We start from the raw sequence: 15,896 nt of genomic DNA, 5'->3' as shown, positions 1-15,896 counted from the left end.
CTGCGGTATGACATTGGACTCCGCCGGTCGCGGCGGGTCCGGCGGGGTGCGTGACCTAGGCTCGATGCCATGCAGCGCATCATCGGAATAGAGGTCGAATACGGCATCTCGACCCCGACCGAGCCGTCGGCCAACCCGATCCTCACCTCGACCCAGGCGGTCCTGGCCTACGCCGCGGCCGAGGGCGTGCCGCGCGCCAAGCGCACCCGATGGGACTACGAGGTGGAGTCGCCGCTGCGCGACGCGCGCGGATTCGACCTGAGCCGGATGAACGGGCCCGCGCCGGTGATCGACGCCGACGAGGTGGGCGCGGCGAACATGATCCTCACCAACGGCGCCCGGCTCTACGTCGACCACGCCCACCCGGAGTACTCCGCGCCCGAGGTCACCGACCCGCTGGACGCGGTGATCTGGGACAAGGCGGGCGAGCGGGTGATGGAGGCCGCCGCGCGGCACGCCTCCAGCGTGCCGGGAGCCCCGCGCCTGCAGCTGTACAAGAACAACGTGGACGGCAAGGGCGCCTCGTACGGCACCCACGAGAACTACCTGATGAGCCGGGACACCCCGTTCAACCAGATCATCGTCGGGCTCACGCCGTTCTTCGTGTCCCGCCAGGTGGTGTGCGGGTCCGGCCGGGTCGGCATCGGCCAGTCCGGCGACCACGCCGGCTTCCAGCTGTCCCAGCGCTCGGACTACATCGAGGTCGAGGTCGGCCTGGAGACCACGCTCAAGCGGGGCATCATCAACACCCGCGACGAGCCGCACGCCGACGCCGACAAATACCGCAGGCTGCACGTCATCATCGGCGACGCCAACCTGGCCGAGATGTCGACCTACCTGAAGGTCGGCACCACCGCCCTGGTCCTCGACCTGATCGAAGCGGGCGAGGATCTGTCGGACCTGCAGCTGGCGCGCCCGGTCACCGCGGTGCACACGATCAGCCACGACCCCACGCTGCGGGCGACCGTCGCGCTCGCCGACGGCCGCGAGCTCACCGGCCTGGCGTTGCAGCGGGTGTACCTGGACCGGGTGATCAAGTTCGTCGACCGCACCGGCAACGACGACAAGCGCGTGCAGGACATCATCGAGAACTGGGCCATGGTGCTGGACCTGCTCGAACGCGACCCGATGGAGTGCGCGAACCTGCTCGACTGGCCCGCCAAGCTGCGCCTGCTCGAGGGCATGCGCAGCCGCGAGGGCCTCGGCTGGGCGGCCCCGAAGCTGCACTTGATGGACCTGCAGTACTCCGACGTGCGCCTGGACAAGGGCCTCTACAACCGCCTGGTCGCGCGCGGTTCGATGAAGCGGCTGATCAGCGAGCAGCAGGTCCTCGACGCCATGACCAATCCGCCCACCGACACCCGCGCCTACTTCCGCGGCGAGTGCCTGCGCCGCTTCGGCGCCGACATCGCGGCGGCCAGCTGGGACTCGGTGATCTTCGACCTCGGCGGCGATTCCCTGGTCCGCATCCCCACCCTCGAACCCCGCCGCGGCACCAAGGCCCACGTCGGCAAACTTCTCGACGGCGTGACCACGGCCGCCGACCTGGTGGAGCAGCTGACGACATGACCTGCGGCATCGCCCACCGGCCGGACCACGGGTTTCGCGCGAGGCGAGACGGGGCGAGACGAACACCGCGCACAAAATAAGCACGCTGTCGGGGCTGGTAGGTAGTGTTGAGGGACGAGCACGGACAATGCTCATGATCGGGATCGTGCTCACCATGTGTCCCGGTCATGATGAGGACAGAGGAGGTCGGCTGCCATGGCACAAGAGCAGACCAAGCGCGCCGGGGGTGGCGACGAGGACGAGGGTCCCGACGGTGTAGACGCCGCCGGTCAGGAGCGCCGCGAGAAGCTGGCGGAGGAAACCGACGACCTGCTCGACGAGATCGATGACGTGCTAGAGGAGAACGCCGAGGACTTCGTCCGCGCGTACGTGCAGAAAGGTGGCCAGTGACAGTCGGTGACCCCTCGCGTCTCCACCTGGGGTACGCCCTTTCTTCCTTCTCCGACTATCTCCGTATGCATGCACCGGATCTGTTGCCAGGCAACAGGTTCGCCCAGGGTGCCGCCGGAATCCCCGGCGGCACTTCCGCGAAGGAGATCGCTCCGCACGGCACCACCATCGTCGCGGTGAGTTATCGCGGCGGTGTGCTGATCGCGGGCGACCGGCGAGCCACGCAGGGGAACCTGCTGGCCAGCCGGGATATCGAGAAGGTGTACATCACCGACAGCTATTCCGCGGCAGGCATCGCAGGCACCGCGGGCATGGCGGTGGAGATGGTGCGGATCTTCGCGGTGGAGCTGGAGCACTACGAGAAGTTGGAGGGCGTGCCCCTGACCTTCGACGGCAAGGCGAACAAGCTGTCGAAGATGGTGCGCGAGAACTTGCCCGCGGCCCTGCAAGGCCTGGCGGTGGTGCCGATGCTGGTCGGCTACGACCTGGACGCCACCGACCAGGACAAGGCGGGCCGCATCGTTTCGTTCGATGTGGTGGGTGGACGTAGCGAGGAGCGTTTCGGGTACGCCGCGGTCGGTTCCGGCTCGATGTTCGCGAAGTCTTCGCTGAAGAAGTTGTACGCCAAGGGAATCGATCAGGATCGCGCGTTGCGCATCGCCGTCGAGTCGCTGTTCGACGCGGCCGACGACGACACCGCGACGGGCGGCCCGGATCTGGTGCGCGGCATCTTCCCCACGGCGATCGTGATCGACGAGGAGGGCGCGGTCGAGGTGACCGAGTCGCGGCTGGCCGAGATCACCCGCGGCATCGTCGCCGACCGCGAGGCCGCCGAAGAAGGGAGCGCCTGATCATGACGTTGCCGTACTACGCGTCGGCCGAGCAGATCATGCGCGACAAGACCGAGCTCGCGCGCAAGGGCATCGCCCGAGGGCGCAGCGTCGTGGTCTTGACGTATGACAAGGGTGTGCTGTTCGTCGCGGAGAACCCCTCCGCGACGCTGCACAAGGTGAGTGAGCTCTACGACCGCATCGGATTCGCCGCGGTCGGCAAGTACAACGAGTTCGAGAATCTGCGCAGGGGCGGCATCCTGCAGGCCGACATCCGCGGGTATCAGTACGACCGCCGCGATGTCACCGGCCGCGCGCTGGCCAACGCCTACGCGCAGACGCTCGGCACGATTTTCACCGATCAGCTCAAGCCGTACGAGGTGGAGATCTGTGTGGCGGAGGTCGGCTACCCGGAACAGACCGCCCAATCGGTGCTGTACCGGATCACCTTCGACGGGTCGATCGTGGACGAGCGGGAGTTCGTGGTGATGGGCGGCACGACCGAGCCGATCGTCACCGCGTTGAAGTCGTCCTACCAGCCGGGTCTCGACCTGGCGTCGGCGGTCGGCGTGGCGGTGCGCGCGCTGCAGGCGGGCGTTCCGGAAGGCGCGGAGAAGGAGAAGCGAGTGCTGGGCGTCAGCTCGCTCGAGGTCGCGACCTTGGAGCAGGCGCGGCCGCGCCGGGCGTTCCGGCGGGTGCCCAACGCGGCGCTGGAGCGTCTGCTGAGCCCGGCGGAAGCCGCCGCGGAGGAGTCCGGCTCCGAGCCGGAGGAAAAGCCGTCGGCGAAGGAGACTCCGTCGGCGGAGTGATCCGGCGGGAGTGATCTCAGCGGCCGACGAACTCGACGGCCCGCGAACGACGCCAGGTTCGCGGGCCGTATCGGCACGTCCGAGACGGGCGCGAACTGTCCATCCTCCGGCGAAACCGGCCTCTCACCGGGGTAAATTCCGACAAAGCGGGCCAAATCGTTGTGAAGACGTATGCATCCGGGTTGTTCGGTGCCCCACGCAACACGCCGACATGGCTGTAATGTCGATGGTGTGCAGCGACGAATTATGGGGATCGAGACCGAGTTCGGTGTGACATGCACCTTCCACGGTCACCGTCGACTGTCCCCCGACGAGGTGGCCCGGTATCTGTTCCGCCGGGTGGTGTCCTGGGGCCGTAGCTCGAACGTGTTCCTCCGCAACGGTGCTCGGCTCTACCTCGATGTCGGGTCCCATCCGGAGTACGCGACCGCGGAATGCGACAACCTGGCGCAATTGGTGACCCACGACCGTGCGGGCGAGCGGGTCCTCGAAGAGTTGCTGATCGACGCCGAGCAGCGTCTGGCCGAAGAAGGCATCGGCGGCGACATCTATCTGTTCAAGAACAACACCGACTCCGCGGGCAACTCCTACGGCTGCCACGAGAACTTCCTCGTGGTGCGGGCGGGGGAGTTTTCCCGGATCTCCGACGTGCTGCTGCCGTTCCTGGTCACCCGTCAGCTGATCTGCGGCGCGGGCAAGGTGCTGCAGACGCCGAAGGCCGCTACGTTCTGCCTGTCCCAGCGTGCCGAGCACATCTGGGAGGGCGTCTCCTCGGCGACCACGCGCTCGCGGCCGATCATCAACACCCGCGACGAGCCGCATGCCGACGCGGAGAAGTACCGCCGCCTGCACGTGATCGTCGGCGACTCGAACATGTCCGAGACCACCACCATGCTCAAGGTCGGCACGGCCGCCTTGGTGCTGGAGATGATCGAGGCGGGCGTCTCGTTCCGCGACTTCGCGCTGGACAATCCGATCCGCGCGATCCGCGAGGTCAGCCACGACCTGACCGGTCGTCGTCCGGTGCGCCTCGCGGGCGGCCGGCAGGCCAGCGCCCTGGACATCCAGCGCGAGTACTACGCCCGCGCCGTGGAGCACCTGCGCAATCGGGACCGCGATCCGCAGATCGACCAGGTGGTGGATCTGTGGGGCCGCACCCTGGACGCGGTCGAGGCACAGGACTTCGCGAAGGTCGACACCGAGATCGACTGGGTGATCAAGCGCAAGCTGTTCCAGCGCTACCAGGACCGGTACGGCATGGAGCTGTCCGACCCCAAGATCGCCCAGCTGGATCTGGCCTATCACGACATCAAGCGTGGACGCGGCGTCTTCGACCTGCTGCAGCGTAAGGGTCTGGCCAAGCGCGTCACCGAGGACGAGGCCGTGGACGCCGCGGTCGACACCCCGCCGCAGACCACCAGGGCGAAGCTGCGCGGTGACTTCATCACCGCGGCCCAGGAGGCCGGGCGCGACTTCACCGTCGACTGGGTGCACCTCAAGCTGAACGACCAAGCGCAGCGCACCGTGCTGTGCAAGGACCCGTTCCGCTCGGTCGACGAGCGCGTCGACCGCCTGATCGCGTCCATGTGATTGCTGTGTTTGTTTTTCCAGCGCCTTCGGCGCTGGGTGTTCGCGGCCCCTTCATGGCTCGCGTGTGCGCGACCGCCGCTTGCTCCTTCGTCGCGGACGCGGCGGCCGCGCACACGCGAGCCGGGCCGCGAACGGAGGATGCTCGGTCTCGCTTCGCTCGAAAGTCGTGGTCGGGGTGCGTTGAGCGCGTTGGCGTCGAAGCTCGCTACCGAGTGCGCGCGGTCTGCGGTGACTGGTAGCGGTTCGGTCTCGCTTCGCTCGAAAGACGGGTTGCGGTGCGCCGGGGCTTCGGTGCCTGGTGTTTCGATCTCGGCATTCCGACCGGCGACAGTCCGGTGTGGCGGATTGGTTTCGGCCTCTGCCTCCGGTGCCGGCCGTGTGTCGTCGCTTCGTGGTTCGGGACACGAGTCGCGCCTGCGTGCATGATCGAGACATGATCATCGCCTTTTCCGTCACACCGCTCGGTACCGGCGTCGATGTCGGGCGCGCGGTCGCCGAAGCGGTCCGCGTGGTGCGCGCCAGCGGACTGCCCAATCGCACCGACGCCATGTTCACCACCATCGAGGGCGAATGGGACGAGGTGATGGCCGTGGTGAAAGAGGCGACCGACGCCATCCTCGCCGTCGCGCCGCGCTGCAGCCTCGTGCTGAAGGCCGACATTCGCCCCGGAGTAACGGACGCGATGACCGCCAAGGTGGAGAAGGTGGAGCGCTACCTGGCCGAAGGCTGAGGACCCGCGCGTTCCGGCCGAGCCGGTGGTGCACCTCCGCAGCGCGGTACCGATCCTTGTCGCTGCCGCGCCCGGTCCGCTCCTCGGGCGTGAATCCAAGGCCAAGGCCGCCACCGCGAAGTCGTATACCAGCCGAAGCGATTGCCCGAGCGGCAAACGCCGAGGTCGGGACATGCATCTTCCAGCGTGCCCAGCGCACCTTACTACGCCTTTCGAGCGAAGCGAGACCGAGCATGCGCGGTTCGCGGCCCGGCTCGCGTGTGCGCGGCCGCCGCGTACGCGACGAAGGAGCAAGCGGCGGTCGCGCACACGCGAGCCATAAAGGGGCCGCGAACACGCCGCGACGAAGTCGCGGCCGAAACAACACAGCCTGGCCGGGCAGATTACCCTCTATCGGGTGGCGATATCCAAGGTCGAGCGGCTGATGAATCTGGTCATCGCGCTGCTGTCGACCCGGCAGTTCCTGACCGCCGAGCGGATCCGGGAGAGCGTGGCCGGCTACGAGGACTCCGCCAGCGACGAGGCGTTCAGCCGCATGTTCGAGCGGGACAAGAACGAACTGCGTGATCTGGGCATCCCGCTGGAGGTCGGTCCGGTGAGCCGGTACTCGACGACGGAGGGCTACCGGATCAACCGCGATGCCTACGAGCTACCCGACATCGACCTGACCGATCAGGAGGCCGCCGCCGTCGCCGTGGCCGTGCAGATGTGGGAATCGCCGGAATTGGCCGCCGCCGCGGAAGGCGCGCTGCTCAAACTGCGCGCGGCGGGCATCCACGTGGAAACCGACGCCGCCGTGGCATCGGTGCCCGCGGTTCCGGCCCGCGCTCGCGGCTCGGAACCCGTGCTCGGCAAACTCTTGGCCGCGATCGACGCGGGCCAAGCGGTGCGGTTCGAGCACCGCGGCGCGATCAATGCCCCCTATCTGATGCGCGACGTCGAACCGTGGGGTGTCGTCACCCATCACGGCCGCTGGTACCTCGTCGGGCACGACCGGGACCGGGACGCCGTGCGCAGCTTCCGGCTGTCGCGCATCGGCGACGATGTGACCCCGTACGGCCCGCGCAACACTGTCCACAAGCCGGAGGGCCTCGATCTGCGCGCGATCGTCGACCAGGTCACCAGTAGCGCGCCGGTCAGCGGCACGGCCACGGTGTGGGTGGCGGAAGGGCGCGGGCGGGAGATCCGCAGGCTCGGCCAGGTGACCGGGGAGCGCGTCGTCGGCGGCCGTGCGGGCACCGTGGTGGAGCTTCCGGTGCGATCCCGCGATTGGGTGGCCCGGCTGATCACCGGCTTGGGGCCGGACGCCGTGGTGCTCGCCCCCGAGTCGCTGCGCGCCGACGTCATCGCGCGGTTGCGTTCGGTCTTCGACCGCACGGAGGTGCGGGCATGAGTTCGCGGCTGTCGGTGCGACTGTCCCGGTTGCTGAACATGATCCCGTATTTCATCGCCCACCCCGGCATCAGCGCCGCCGAGGCCGCCGCCGATCTGGGCGTGACCACCAAGCAGTTGATGAGCGATCTCAATCAGCTGTGGATGTGCGGACTGCCCGGGTACGGCCCGGGTGACCTGATCGACTTGTCGTTCTCCGAGGAGAGCATCGAGGTCACCTTCTCCGCGGGCATCGATCGTCCGCTGCGGCTGACCTCCACCGAGGCGACCGCGCTGCTGGTCGCGCTGCGCTCGATCGTCGACATGCCCGGCATGGTCGACCCGACCGCGGCCCACGCGGCCATCGCGAAGATCGAGGCGGCGATCGCCGGTGGCGCGGAGTCCGCCGAGAACGGCCGGTCGCGCACCCCGCCGCCGGAGGCGCCCGCGGTGGCGGCCGTCCGATCGGCGCTGGCGCTGGGCCGGGCGCTGCGGCTGGTGTACTACTCCGCCAGTCGCGACGTGGTGTCCGAACGGATCGTCGATCCGATCCGCATCGTCCTCGTGGACGACAACAGCTATCTGCAGGCCTGGTGCAGGCAGGCCGAGGGAGTGCGGCTGTTCCGCTTCGACCGGATCGAGGCCGCGTCCGCGCTGGAGGAACTCGCCCGTCCGCCCGTGCACGCCACCGACGCGACGGCGGGCCTTGATCTGTTCCAGGACGATCCGGCGGTACCTTTGGCGCGCTTGCGGATTCACGCCGACTACGCGTGGGTTCTGGATCAGTACCCGATGCATCGGCTTGCGGCGCATTCCGACGGCAGCTTGGAGGCGACCATGCGGTTCGCCACGCTGGACTGGATGGCCCGCCTGCTGCTCGGTTTCGGCGCAGGCGTGACCGTTCTCGGCCCGCCGGAGCTGGTGGCGGCGGTGCGTGAGCGGTCGAACGCCGCGCTGGCCGCCTATGAGGAAGCCGGATATCCGGCGGCCGGATGAGGAAGGCACAGGCCCTACCGGCATGAACAGTCGTGTGTTTGTGGTGGGCGCCGGCAGCATCGGCAACTTCGTCGGCGGCAAACTCGGCGTCGCCGGCGCGGAGGTCACCCTGGTCGGCCGCAAGCGGGTGCTGGACGAACTCGGCGCGTTCGGGCTTCGGCTCACCGATCTCGACGGCGGTGACGACGCGCTGCCGCCGGACCGCTTCCATCGCGCGACCGAACCGGATGACGTCGGCTCGGCGGACCTGGTGCTGGTAACGGTGAAATCGGCGGCGACGGCGGAGGCGGTGCGCGAGCTCGCGGGCAAGATCCGGCCCGGCACCGTGGTGCTCAGCCTGCAGAACGGCATCGGCAACGATTCGGTGATCCGCGAGATCCTGCCGCACTGCGTCGTCCTGGCCGGAATGGTGATGTTCAACGTCGTGCACCACCCCGGCGGGCATTTCCATCGGGGCACCGAAGGCGGTCTGGCGGTACAGGACGATCCGGCCCTTGCGCCGTTCCTCGACGTCTTCGAGCGCGCGAGGCTCGGCTTGCGCCGGTATCCCGACCTGCGCCCGGTGCAGTGGGCGAAGCTGCTGCTGAATCTGAACAACCCGATCAACGCGCTGTCGGGGCGCCCACTGCGGGAGGAACTCGCCGACCGGGACTACCGCCGCTGTCTCGCGCTGACCCAGCGGGAAGCGCTCGATGTGATGAACAAGGCGCGAATTCGCCCCGCCCGGCTGACCCCGCTGCCGCCCCGGGTGATGGCGGCGCTGCTGACCGTGCCCGACGGCCTGTTCCGGCGGGTGGCCGGGCAGGTGCTCGCCATCGATCCGGTGGCGCGTTCGTCCATGGCCGACGACCTGGAGCTGGGTCGTAAGACCGAAATCTCCTGGCTGTGCGGGGAAATCGTCGAACTGGGCGCGATGGTCGGTATGCCGACGCCGGTGAATCAGCGGCTGACCGAATTGATCGTCGCGGCCGAGCTGGGCGGCAGGCGCGTGTGGAGTGGACGGGACCTGCTCGACCAATTGCGGGCCGCCACGGCGGGCGGCGCGCCGGAACGCCGGGCGAACGAGCGGTGACGGCGGCGTTCGCGCACGTCACCCTCCGGTAGCATCGAAACATCACAGTCTTGGGAGGTAGATCATGGGCAGTCTGAGCATCTGGCACTGGCTGATCATTGCGGTGGTCTTCGTGATGTTCTTCGGCGCGAAGCGGATGCCCGACGCGGCCCGCAGCTTGGGCCGGTCGTTGCGCATCTTCAAGAGCGAAGTCAGTCAGATGCAGAACGAGGGCAACGCGCCCGCGGGCGGCGCGCAGGCTCAGCAGCCCGCACCGCAGTTGCCCGCCGCACAGCAGTCGCCGCAGGCCACCGAGCCCCGCACCGAGCAGAAATCGGTCTGAGCGGAGCCGCTCGCGCCGGAGTGAGGAACAGCTCACTCCGGACTCAGTGCTGTTGCCGAGCCGTGCGAGGCACGTGAACCCAGGGGCGATCACCAACCATGCGAATCCCGTTCGATCCGCGGCGCAGTAAGCGCAGGACCAATCCCGACGGCACCATGTCGTTGGTCGAGCATCTGCAGGAGCTGCGTTACCGGTTGCTGGTGTCGATCGCGGCGGTGATCGCGACGACGGTGCTGGGGTTCCTGTGGTACGCGCACGGGTTCCTGGGCATCGAGAGCCTCGGTGAGATCCTGCGCGGGCCGTATTGCTCGCTGCCCTCGTCGGCCCGTGCGTCGCTGACCCCGGACGGCGAATGCCGTCTGCTGGCGACCGCGCCGTTCGAGCAGTTCACGCTGCGATTGAAGGTCGGCTTGACCGCGGGCGTGGTGCTGGCGGCGCCGATCTGGCTGTACCAGTTGTGGGCGTTCATCACCCCGGGGTTGTACGCGAAGGAGCGCAAGTACGCGGTCGGGTTCGTGTCCTCGGGCACGGTGTTGTTCGCCGCCGGAGCGGTGCTGGCCTACGTGGTGATCGCGCACGCGTTGAGCTTCTTGCTCACCATCGGCGACAACGTGCAGATCACGGCGCTGAGCGGATCGCAGTATTTCTCGTTCATCATCCAGTTGCTGATCATCTTCGGGGTCAGTTTCGAGACGCCGTTGCTGATCGTCGGGCTGAACCTGGTCGGCGTCCTGACCTACGAGCGGCTCAAGGCGTGGCGGCGGGGGATCACGTTCGGCTTGTTCGTGTTCGCGGCCATCGTGACGCCGCAGGATCCCTTCTCGATGCTGGCGCTGGCCTTGGCGCTGACCGTGTTGTTCGAGGTGGCGATCCAGTTCTCCCGGATCAACGACCTGCGCAGGGCGCGCAAGGAGCGCGAGGACCTGGCCGCGCTGTCGGACGAGGAGGCCTCCGAACTCGGCGCACCGGAGCCGATCGATCCGGCCGGGTCGATCGGTACGCCCGCGGAGAAATCCACACGACCGGTGTCGGACTACTCCGATACGCTCTGACGAGTGACAGTTGACCGGTCGCAGACGGGCGAGTTGGCCGTATTCTCCGCCGAACTGAAGTTCCGGCTGGATCCTTTTCAGCGCGACGCCTGTGCGGCGCTCGAAGAAGGCCACAGTGTCCTGGTCTGCGCGCCCACGGGCGCGGGTAAGACGGTGGTCGGCGAGTTCGCCGTGCACCTGGCGCTGGCGGCGGGCGGGAAGTGCTTCTACACCACGCCGATCAAGGCGTTGTCGAATCAGAAGTTCGCCGACCTCACCGAGCGTCACGGCCGCGACAACGTCGGACTGCTGACCGGCGACCAATCGATCAATCCGGACGCGCCGGTGGTCGTGATGACCACCGAGGTGCTGCGCAACATGCTCTACGCCTCCTCCGACGCGCTGCGCGGGTTGTCCTATGTGGTGATGGACGAGGTGCACTACCTCGCCGATCGGTTCCGCGGCGCCGTGTGGGAGGAGGTCATCCTGCACCTGCCCCCGGACGTGCGGTTGGTCAGTCTTTCGGCCACGGTGAGCAATGCCGAGGAGTTCGGCGCCTGGATGGAGACCGTGCGCGGCGACACCGCGGTGGTGGTCGACGAGACCAGGCCCGTTCCGCTGTGGCAGCACGTCATGGTGGGGCGGCGGATGTTCGACCTGTTCGACACCAAATCCACCGAGCAGAAGGTCTTGGTCGACGAAGACCTGGTGCGGTTCATCCGCCACCGCGAGGCGGCCGACCGGATGAACAACTGGGGCGCCCCGCGCAACGGTCGCGGCGGCCCGCGCCGGGATTTCCGCCCGCTGCCGCGGCCGGAGGTGCTCGCCAAGCTGGACGAAGAGGGCTTGCTGCCCGCGATCACGTTCATCTTCAGCCGGGCCGGCTGCGACGGCGCGCTCGCGCAGTGCCTGCGCTCGCGGCTGGACCTGAGCCGTCCGGAGGAGCGCGACGAGGTCGACGCGATCATCGAGAAGCACACCGGCGACCTGCCCAAGACCGATCTGGAGGTGCTCGGCTACTGGGAATGGCGCGAGGCGCTGCACCGTGGTCTCGCCGCGCACCACGCCGGGATGCTGCCCGCGTTCCGGCACACCGTCGAGGAACTGTTCGTCAACGGGCTGGTGCGCGCCGTTTTCGCCACCGAGACGCTGGCGCTCGGCATCAACATGCCCGCGCGCACCGTGGTGCTGGAACGGCTGGTCAAGTTCAACGGCGAGTCGCACGCGGAGCTGACGCCAGGTGAGTACACCCAGCTGACGGGGCGTGCGGGGCGGCGCGGCATCGACGTCGAAGGCCACGCGGTGGTGCTGTGGCAGCCCGAGGTGGACACCAGCGCGGTGGCCGGCCTGGCCTCGACGCGTACGTATCCGCTGCGCAGCTCGTTCCGGCCGGGCTACAACATGTCGATCAACCTCATCGATCGGATGGGCGCCGACGAGTCGCGCGCCCTGCTGGAGCGATCGTTCGCCCAGTTCCAGGCGGACCGCTCGGTGGTCGGGCTGGTGCGCGGCATCGAACGCAACGAGGGGGCCCTGCGCAAGTTGCGCGACCAGCTCGGCGGCGCCGAAGGCGGCTTCCTCGAATACCTGTCGCTGCGTGAGCGGATCAAGCAGCGGGAGCGGCAGCTGACCCAGCAGAGCCGTGCCGACCGGCGTGGCGCGGCGGTGGACGCGCTCGGCGCACTGCGGCGCGGTGACGTGGTGGCGATTCCGTCCGGCCGCCGCGCGGGGCTCGCGGTGATCCTGGAGCCGGACGCGACGCCGGGCGATCCGCGTCCGCTGGTGCTCACCGAGGACAAGTGGGCCGGACGGGTTTCGGTCGCCGATTTCCCGGTGCCCGCCGAGGCGCTCGGGCACATGCGGTTGCCGCGCCGGGTGGATCACCGGACCGCGCGCACCCGTCGCGATCTGGCCTCGGCGCTGCGCAGCACGGGCATCTCGGTGCCGGGCAGGCCACGCCGCGGCAGGCACTCCGCCGCGGCCGACGACCGCGAACTGGCCACCTTGCGCCGCAGCCTGCGCGCGCATCCGGCGCACGCCAGGCCCGATCGCGAGCAACTGGCCCGGATCGGCGAGCGCTACAACCGTCTGTTGCGCGAAACGGAGGCGATGCGCCAGAAGGTTGCCGCCACCACCAACTCGCTGGCGCGCACGTTCGACCGGATTCTCGGTCTGCTCGAGGAGCGCGGATTCGTGCACGAGAGCGAGGTGACCGCCGACGGACGCCGGTTGGCGCGCCTCTACGCCGAAAGCGATCTGCTGGTCGCCGAATGCCTCCGGAAGGGACTGTGGCGCGGCCTCGGCCCGGCGGAACTGGCGGCGGTGGTGTCGATCCTGGTGTACGAATCCCGCCAGGAGGGTGGCTATCTCGGCGCGTCCGGACCGACGGCCCCGATCCGCCGCGCGGTCGGCGCGACCATCGGCGTGTGGTCCGAGCTGCGGTCCGACGAAGCGCGGCACAAGCTGCCGCCCACCAGGGAACCCGATCTCGGCTTCGTCGACGGCGTGTACAAATGGGCGCGCGGCGATGGGTTGGCCGATTCGTTGCTCGCCAGCGGCGACCAAGGCGCGCCGCTGTCGGCCGGCGACTTCGTGCGCTGGTGCCGACAGGTGATCGATCTGCTCGATCAGATCCACGGCACCGCCGACGATCCCGAGGTCGCCGCTACGGCCGCCAAGGCGGTGCGGGCGATCCGGCGGGGTGTCGTGGCGGTGGACGCCGCCTGAGCGGCGCGAGCTACGGGCGCGCGGCGGGCGGCAATAGCAACACGGCGGATTCGATTGTGATTTGATTTCTTTCGCGTACCGACCGTGGCGGAGTAGTCGTGTCATGCGACGAGGCCCACGCGGGGGGCTACCGTGTGTACAACGATGCGAGTGGAGGCAAGCAGATGAGCGGCCCGTACGGACCGAACGACCCCGGGGAGGGACGCAACGATCCCACCCAGCAGTGGGGTGGACAGCAGGCACCGGGCGGGGCCGGTCCCACGCAGCAGTGGGGCGGTCAGCCGCAGACCCCGGCCTCGGCTCAGCCGACCCAGCACTGGGGAGATCAGCAGCAGCAGTGGGGTCAGCAGCCGCAGCAGCAGTGGGGTCAGCAGCCGCAGCAGCCTCAGCAACCGCAGTGGGGCCAGCAGCCCGCCCAGGGCCAGCAGCCGCAGTGGGGTCAGCCCCAGCAGCAGGACTGGGGCCAGCAGGGTCAGCAGCCGCAGTGGGGGCAGCCGCAGCCGCAGTGGGGTGCTCCCGGTCAGCAGCCGCCGCAGCAGGGCGGCAAGAACAAAGGCCTGATCATCGGGCTTTCGGTGCTCGGTGTCGCGGTGGTCGGCGCGATCGTCGCGCTCGTGCTCGTGTTGACCGCCAAGGACCAGCTGGACCAGGCCGCCGTGCAGGACGGCGTGAAGAAGGTGCTGTCGGACTCCTACGGCATTCAGGACATCAGCGACGTCTCCTGCCCGTCCGGCCAGGAAGTCAAGGTCGACGCCACCTTCGAATGCAGCGTGAAGGTCAGCGGCGAAGCCAAGAAGGTGACCATCAAGATCACCAAGGACGACGGCACCTACGAGGTCGGCCGCCCCAGCTGAGCTGTGTTTGTTTGGCCGCGCCTTCGGCGCGGCGTGTTCGCGGCCCCTTTGTGGCTCGCGTGTGCGCGGCCGCCGCTTGCTCCTTCGTCGCGTACGCGGCGGCCGCGCACACGCGAGCCGGGCCGCGAACGGAACAGGCTCGGTCGCGCTTCGCTCGAAAGACGTAGTTGTGGTGCGCTGGGCGCGTCGGTCGCGACACGCACTGCCAGCGCACGCGGGGGTGGCTGTCGGCATTGCAGTTGCTTGCTCCTTCGTCGCGCACACGCGAGCCGGGCCGCGAACGCGGATGCTCGGTCTCGCTTCGCTCGAAACCTGTGGTTGCGGTGCGCTGGGCGCGTCGGCGGTTGATGCGCGGACTTCAGTGGCCACCGGCCCCGGTGGTGTACGAGCGACATCGGTGAGTTCCGGCGGATGCGTGTTTTGCTGGAGCTTCGCGGCTTGTGTCTGAGGCGCCGGTTGCTCTTCGCGTTTGCTCGGCGGGCGAGACCGGCCAGGGCATCGAAATCGGGTTCGCTTCGCCGCTGGAACAGCCCTTCGCGGCGCGTGGGGCGGGCTTGTCGGCTGACTCGGTCAGGCGGTGCGGGCGGCTAGTGCCGTGATCAGGCGCGTGACCGGGCTTTCGGCGTTGTAGGCGGTGGCGAGGGCGCGCAGGCGGTCGGGGTCGGCCGGTTCGGTGGGCAGGACGTCGGCGCGGGACAGGGCAACTTCGGCGTCGCAGACCACCCGCACGACCGGTGCGGCGGCCTTCAAGTAGTCCTCGGCGGCGCGCAGCTTGGCGCGCACGCCTTGCGCCAGGTCGGCGCCGGGATCGTCGACGGCGGCAACCAGGGCGTCCAGGGAACCGAAACGGGAGATCAGGGCGGCGGCGGATTTCTCGCCGATGCCGGCCACGCCGGGCAGGCCGTCGGAGGCATCGCCGCGCAGCGTCGCCATGTCGGCGTAGGCCGGGCCCGCGTTGCGCAGCGGCACACCGTACTTCGCCGACACCTCGGCCGGACCGAACAATTCCGCCTTGGCCAGCCCCCGCCCGGCGTAGAACACCCGCACCGAGGGCGCGGGTTCGTCCCGGACGAGTTGCAGCAAGTCGCGGTCGCCGCTGACCACGACCACCTCGTCGGCGCGCTCCCTGGTCGCCAGGGTGCCCAGCACGTCGTCGGCTTCCAAGCCCTCCGCGCCGCCGGTCGCGATCCCGGCGGCGTCGAGCACCTCCAGGATCATCTCGACCTGCGGGGTGAGCGTGTCGGGCACGGTCTCGGCGCCGGGGGCGGCCTCCGGCGAGGTGTCCAGCCGGTGCGCTTTGTAGGACGGGACCAGTTCGACCCGATACGCCGGGCGCCAGTCCAGATCCAGGCACACGACCAGCCGACCGGGGGCGAACCTGGTGATCAGCGACGCCACCATGTCGGTGAAACCACGCAGCGCGTTCACCGAGCGCCCGTCGGGCGCGGTGATCTTGTCGGGGATGGCGTGGAAGGCGCGGAACCACAGACTGGCTCCGTCCAACAGCAACAGGGGCCCACCGGCAGCAGAGGTCACGGGCCGAGGCTACTCGGTCGCACCGACACCGCCCGGCGAAGTTGGGCGTTCGCCGGGCGGTCGCGGCGG

The 15,896-nt window shown here is 68.9% G+C and carries 14 protein-coding genes; 13 read left to right on the top strand and 1 reads right to left on the bottom strand.

Annotation, left to right across the window (positions count from 1 at the left end; translation table 11 throughout):
- Positions 1–69: 69 nt before the first annotated feature.
- From dop to NB3_RS23940, 13 genes are all read left to right on the top strand, one after another.
- Entirely contained in the window at positions 70–1,569 is a 1,500-nt protein-coding gene (gene dop, locus NB3_RS24000) for a depupylase/deamidase Dop (protein WP_063018112.1), read from the top strand.
- Positions 1,570–1,764: 195 nt separating this feature from the next.
- Entirely contained in the window at positions 1,765–1,959 is a 195-nt protein-coding gene (locus NB3_RS23995) for a ubiquitin-like protein Pup (protein ID WP_014986166.1), read from the top strand.
- Positions 1,956–2,810 carry a proteasome subunit beta gene (prcB, locus tag NB3_RS23990; RefSeq protein ID WP_067807728.1) on the top strand — a complete coding sequence of 285 codons (855 nt, stop codon included), beginning with the start codon at positions 1,956–1,958 and terminating at the stop codon, positions 2,808–2,810. The genes NB3_RS23995 and prcB overlap by 4 nt, the downstream gene beginning before the upstream one ends.
- 2 nt (positions 2,811–2,812) lie before the next feature.
- Positions 2,813–3,598 carry a proteasome subunit alpha gene (gene prcA, locus NB3_RS23985; RefSeq protein WP_067807725.1) on the top strand — a complete coding sequence of 262 codons (786 nt, stop codon included), beginning with the start codon at positions 2,813–2,815 and terminating at the stop codon, positions 3,596–3,598.
- Positions 3,599–3,829: 231 nt separating this feature from the next.
- A complete protein-coding gene (gene pafA, locus NB3_RS23980) occupies positions 3,830–5,188 on the top strand; it encodes a Pup--protein ligase (protein ID WP_174186519.1) in 1,359 nt (452 codons plus the stop codon).
- A 433-nt stretch (positions 5,189–5,621) separates the two neighbouring features.
- Positions 5,622–5,918 (top strand): MTH1187 family thiamine-binding protein, encoded by a 297-nt coding sequence (locus NB3_RS23975; RefSeq protein WP_067807723.1) that lies wholly within the window; start codon positions 5,622–5,624, stop codon positions 5,916–5,918.
- A gap of 397 nt (positions 5,919–6,315) precedes the next feature.
- Positions 6,316–7,311: a helix-turn-helix transcriptional regulator gene (locus tag NB3_RS23970; RefSeq protein ID WP_157111980.1), complete on the top strand. Its 996-nt coding sequence runs from the start codon at positions 6,316–6,318 to the stop codon at positions 7,309–7,311.
- Positions 7,308–8,285: a helix-turn-helix transcriptional regulator gene (locus NB3_RS23965; protein ID WP_067807720.1), complete on the top strand. Its 978-nt coding sequence runs from the start codon at positions 7,308–7,310 to the stop codon at positions 8,283–8,285. The genes NB3_RS23970 and NB3_RS23965 overlap by 4 nt, the downstream gene beginning before the upstream one ends.
- 22 nt (positions 8,286–8,307) lie before the next feature.
- Positions 8,308–9,357: a 2-dehydropantoate 2-reductase gene (locus tag NB3_RS23960; protein WP_067807717.1), complete on the top strand. Its 1,050-nt coding sequence runs from the start codon at positions 8,308–8,310 to the stop codon at positions 9,355–9,357.
- A gap of 64 nt (positions 9,358–9,421) precedes the next feature.
- Positions 9,422–9,679, top strand: a complete 258-nt coding sequence (gene tatA, locus NB3_RS23955) for a Sec-independent protein translocase subunit TatA (protein WP_067807715.1) — start codon at positions 9,422–9,424, stop codon at positions 9,677–9,679.
- A gap of 98 nt (positions 9,680–9,777) precedes the next feature.
- Positions 9,778–10,731, top strand: coding sequence for a twin-arginine translocase subunit TatC (gene tatC / locus NB3_RS23950; protein WP_067807713.1), 954 nt, complete (start codon positions 9,778–9,780; stop codon positions 10,729–10,731).
- Between the two features lie 3 nt (positions 10,732–10,734).
- Positions 10,735–13,437, top strand: a complete 2,703-nt coding sequence (locus NB3_RS23945) for a DEAD/DEAH box helicase (protein WP_067807710.1) — start codon at positions 10,735–10,737, stop codon at positions 13,435–13,437.
- A gap of 164 nt (positions 13,438–13,601) precedes the next feature.
- Positions 13,602–14,291, top strand: coding sequence for a DUF4333 domain-containing protein (locus NB3_RS23940; protein ID WP_067807707.1), 690 nt, complete (start codon positions 13,602–13,604; stop codon positions 14,289–14,291).
- A gap of 570 nt (positions 14,292–14,861) precedes the next feature.
- On the opposite strand, the gene NB3_RS23935 is transcribed toward NB3_RS23940, so the two are convergent.
- Positions 14,862–15,827 carry a 5'-3' exonuclease gene (locus NB3_RS23935; protein ID WP_067807705.1) on the bottom strand — a complete coding sequence of 322 codons (966 nt, stop codon included), beginning with the start codon at positions 15,825–15,827 and terminating at the stop codon, positions 14,862–14,864.
- Positions 15,828–15,896: the final 69 nt, after the last annotated feature.

It is taken from the genome of Nocardia beijingensis NBRC 16342 (assembly GCF_001612785.1).
GTDB classification, from domain to species: domain Bacteria; phylum Actinomycetota; class Actinomycetes; order Mycobacteriales; family Mycobacteriaceae; genus Nocardia; species Nocardia beijingensis.
Note: the sequence above shows the minus strand (reverse complement) of the source record. Positions and strands in the feature narration are given on the sequence as shown.

Excerpts from the sequence above, each read along its gene's own strand:
- dop (WP_063018112.1), top strand. The coding sequence starts at position 70 with ATGCAGCGCATCATCGGAATAGAGGTCGAATACGGCATCTCGACCCCG.
- NB3_RS23995 (WP_014986166.1), top strand. The coding sequence starts at position 1,765 with ATGGCACAAGAGCAGACCAAGCGCGCCGGGGGTGGCGACGAGGACGAG.
- prcA (WP_067807725.1), top strand. The coding sequence starts at position 2,813 with ATGACGTTGCCGTACTACGCGTCGGCCGAGCAGATCATGCGCGACAAG.
- NB3_RS23975 (WP_067807723.1), top strand. The coding sequence starts at position 5,622 with ATGATCATCGCCTTTTCCGTCACACCGCTCGGTACCGGCGTCGATGTC.
- NB3_RS23965 (WP_067807720.1), top strand. The coding sequence starts at position 7,308 with ATGAGTTCGCGGCTGTCGGTGCGACTGTCCCGGTTGCTGAACATGATC.
- NB3_RS23960 (WP_067807717.1), top strand. The coding sequence starts at position 8,308 with ATGAACAGTCGTGTGTTTGTGGTGGGCGCCGGCAGCATCGGCAACTTC.
- tatA (WP_067807715.1), top strand. The coding sequence starts at position 9,422 with ATGGGCAGTCTGAGCATCTGGCACTGGCTGATCATTGCGGTGGTCTTC.
- tatC (WP_067807713.1), top strand. The coding sequence starts at position 9,778 with ATGCGAATCCCGTTCGATCCGCGGCGCAGTAAGCGCAGGACCAATCCC.
- NB3_RS23940 (WP_067807707.1), top strand. The coding sequence starts at position 13,602 with ATGAGCGGCCCGTACGGACCGAACGACCCCGGGGAGGGACGCAACGAT.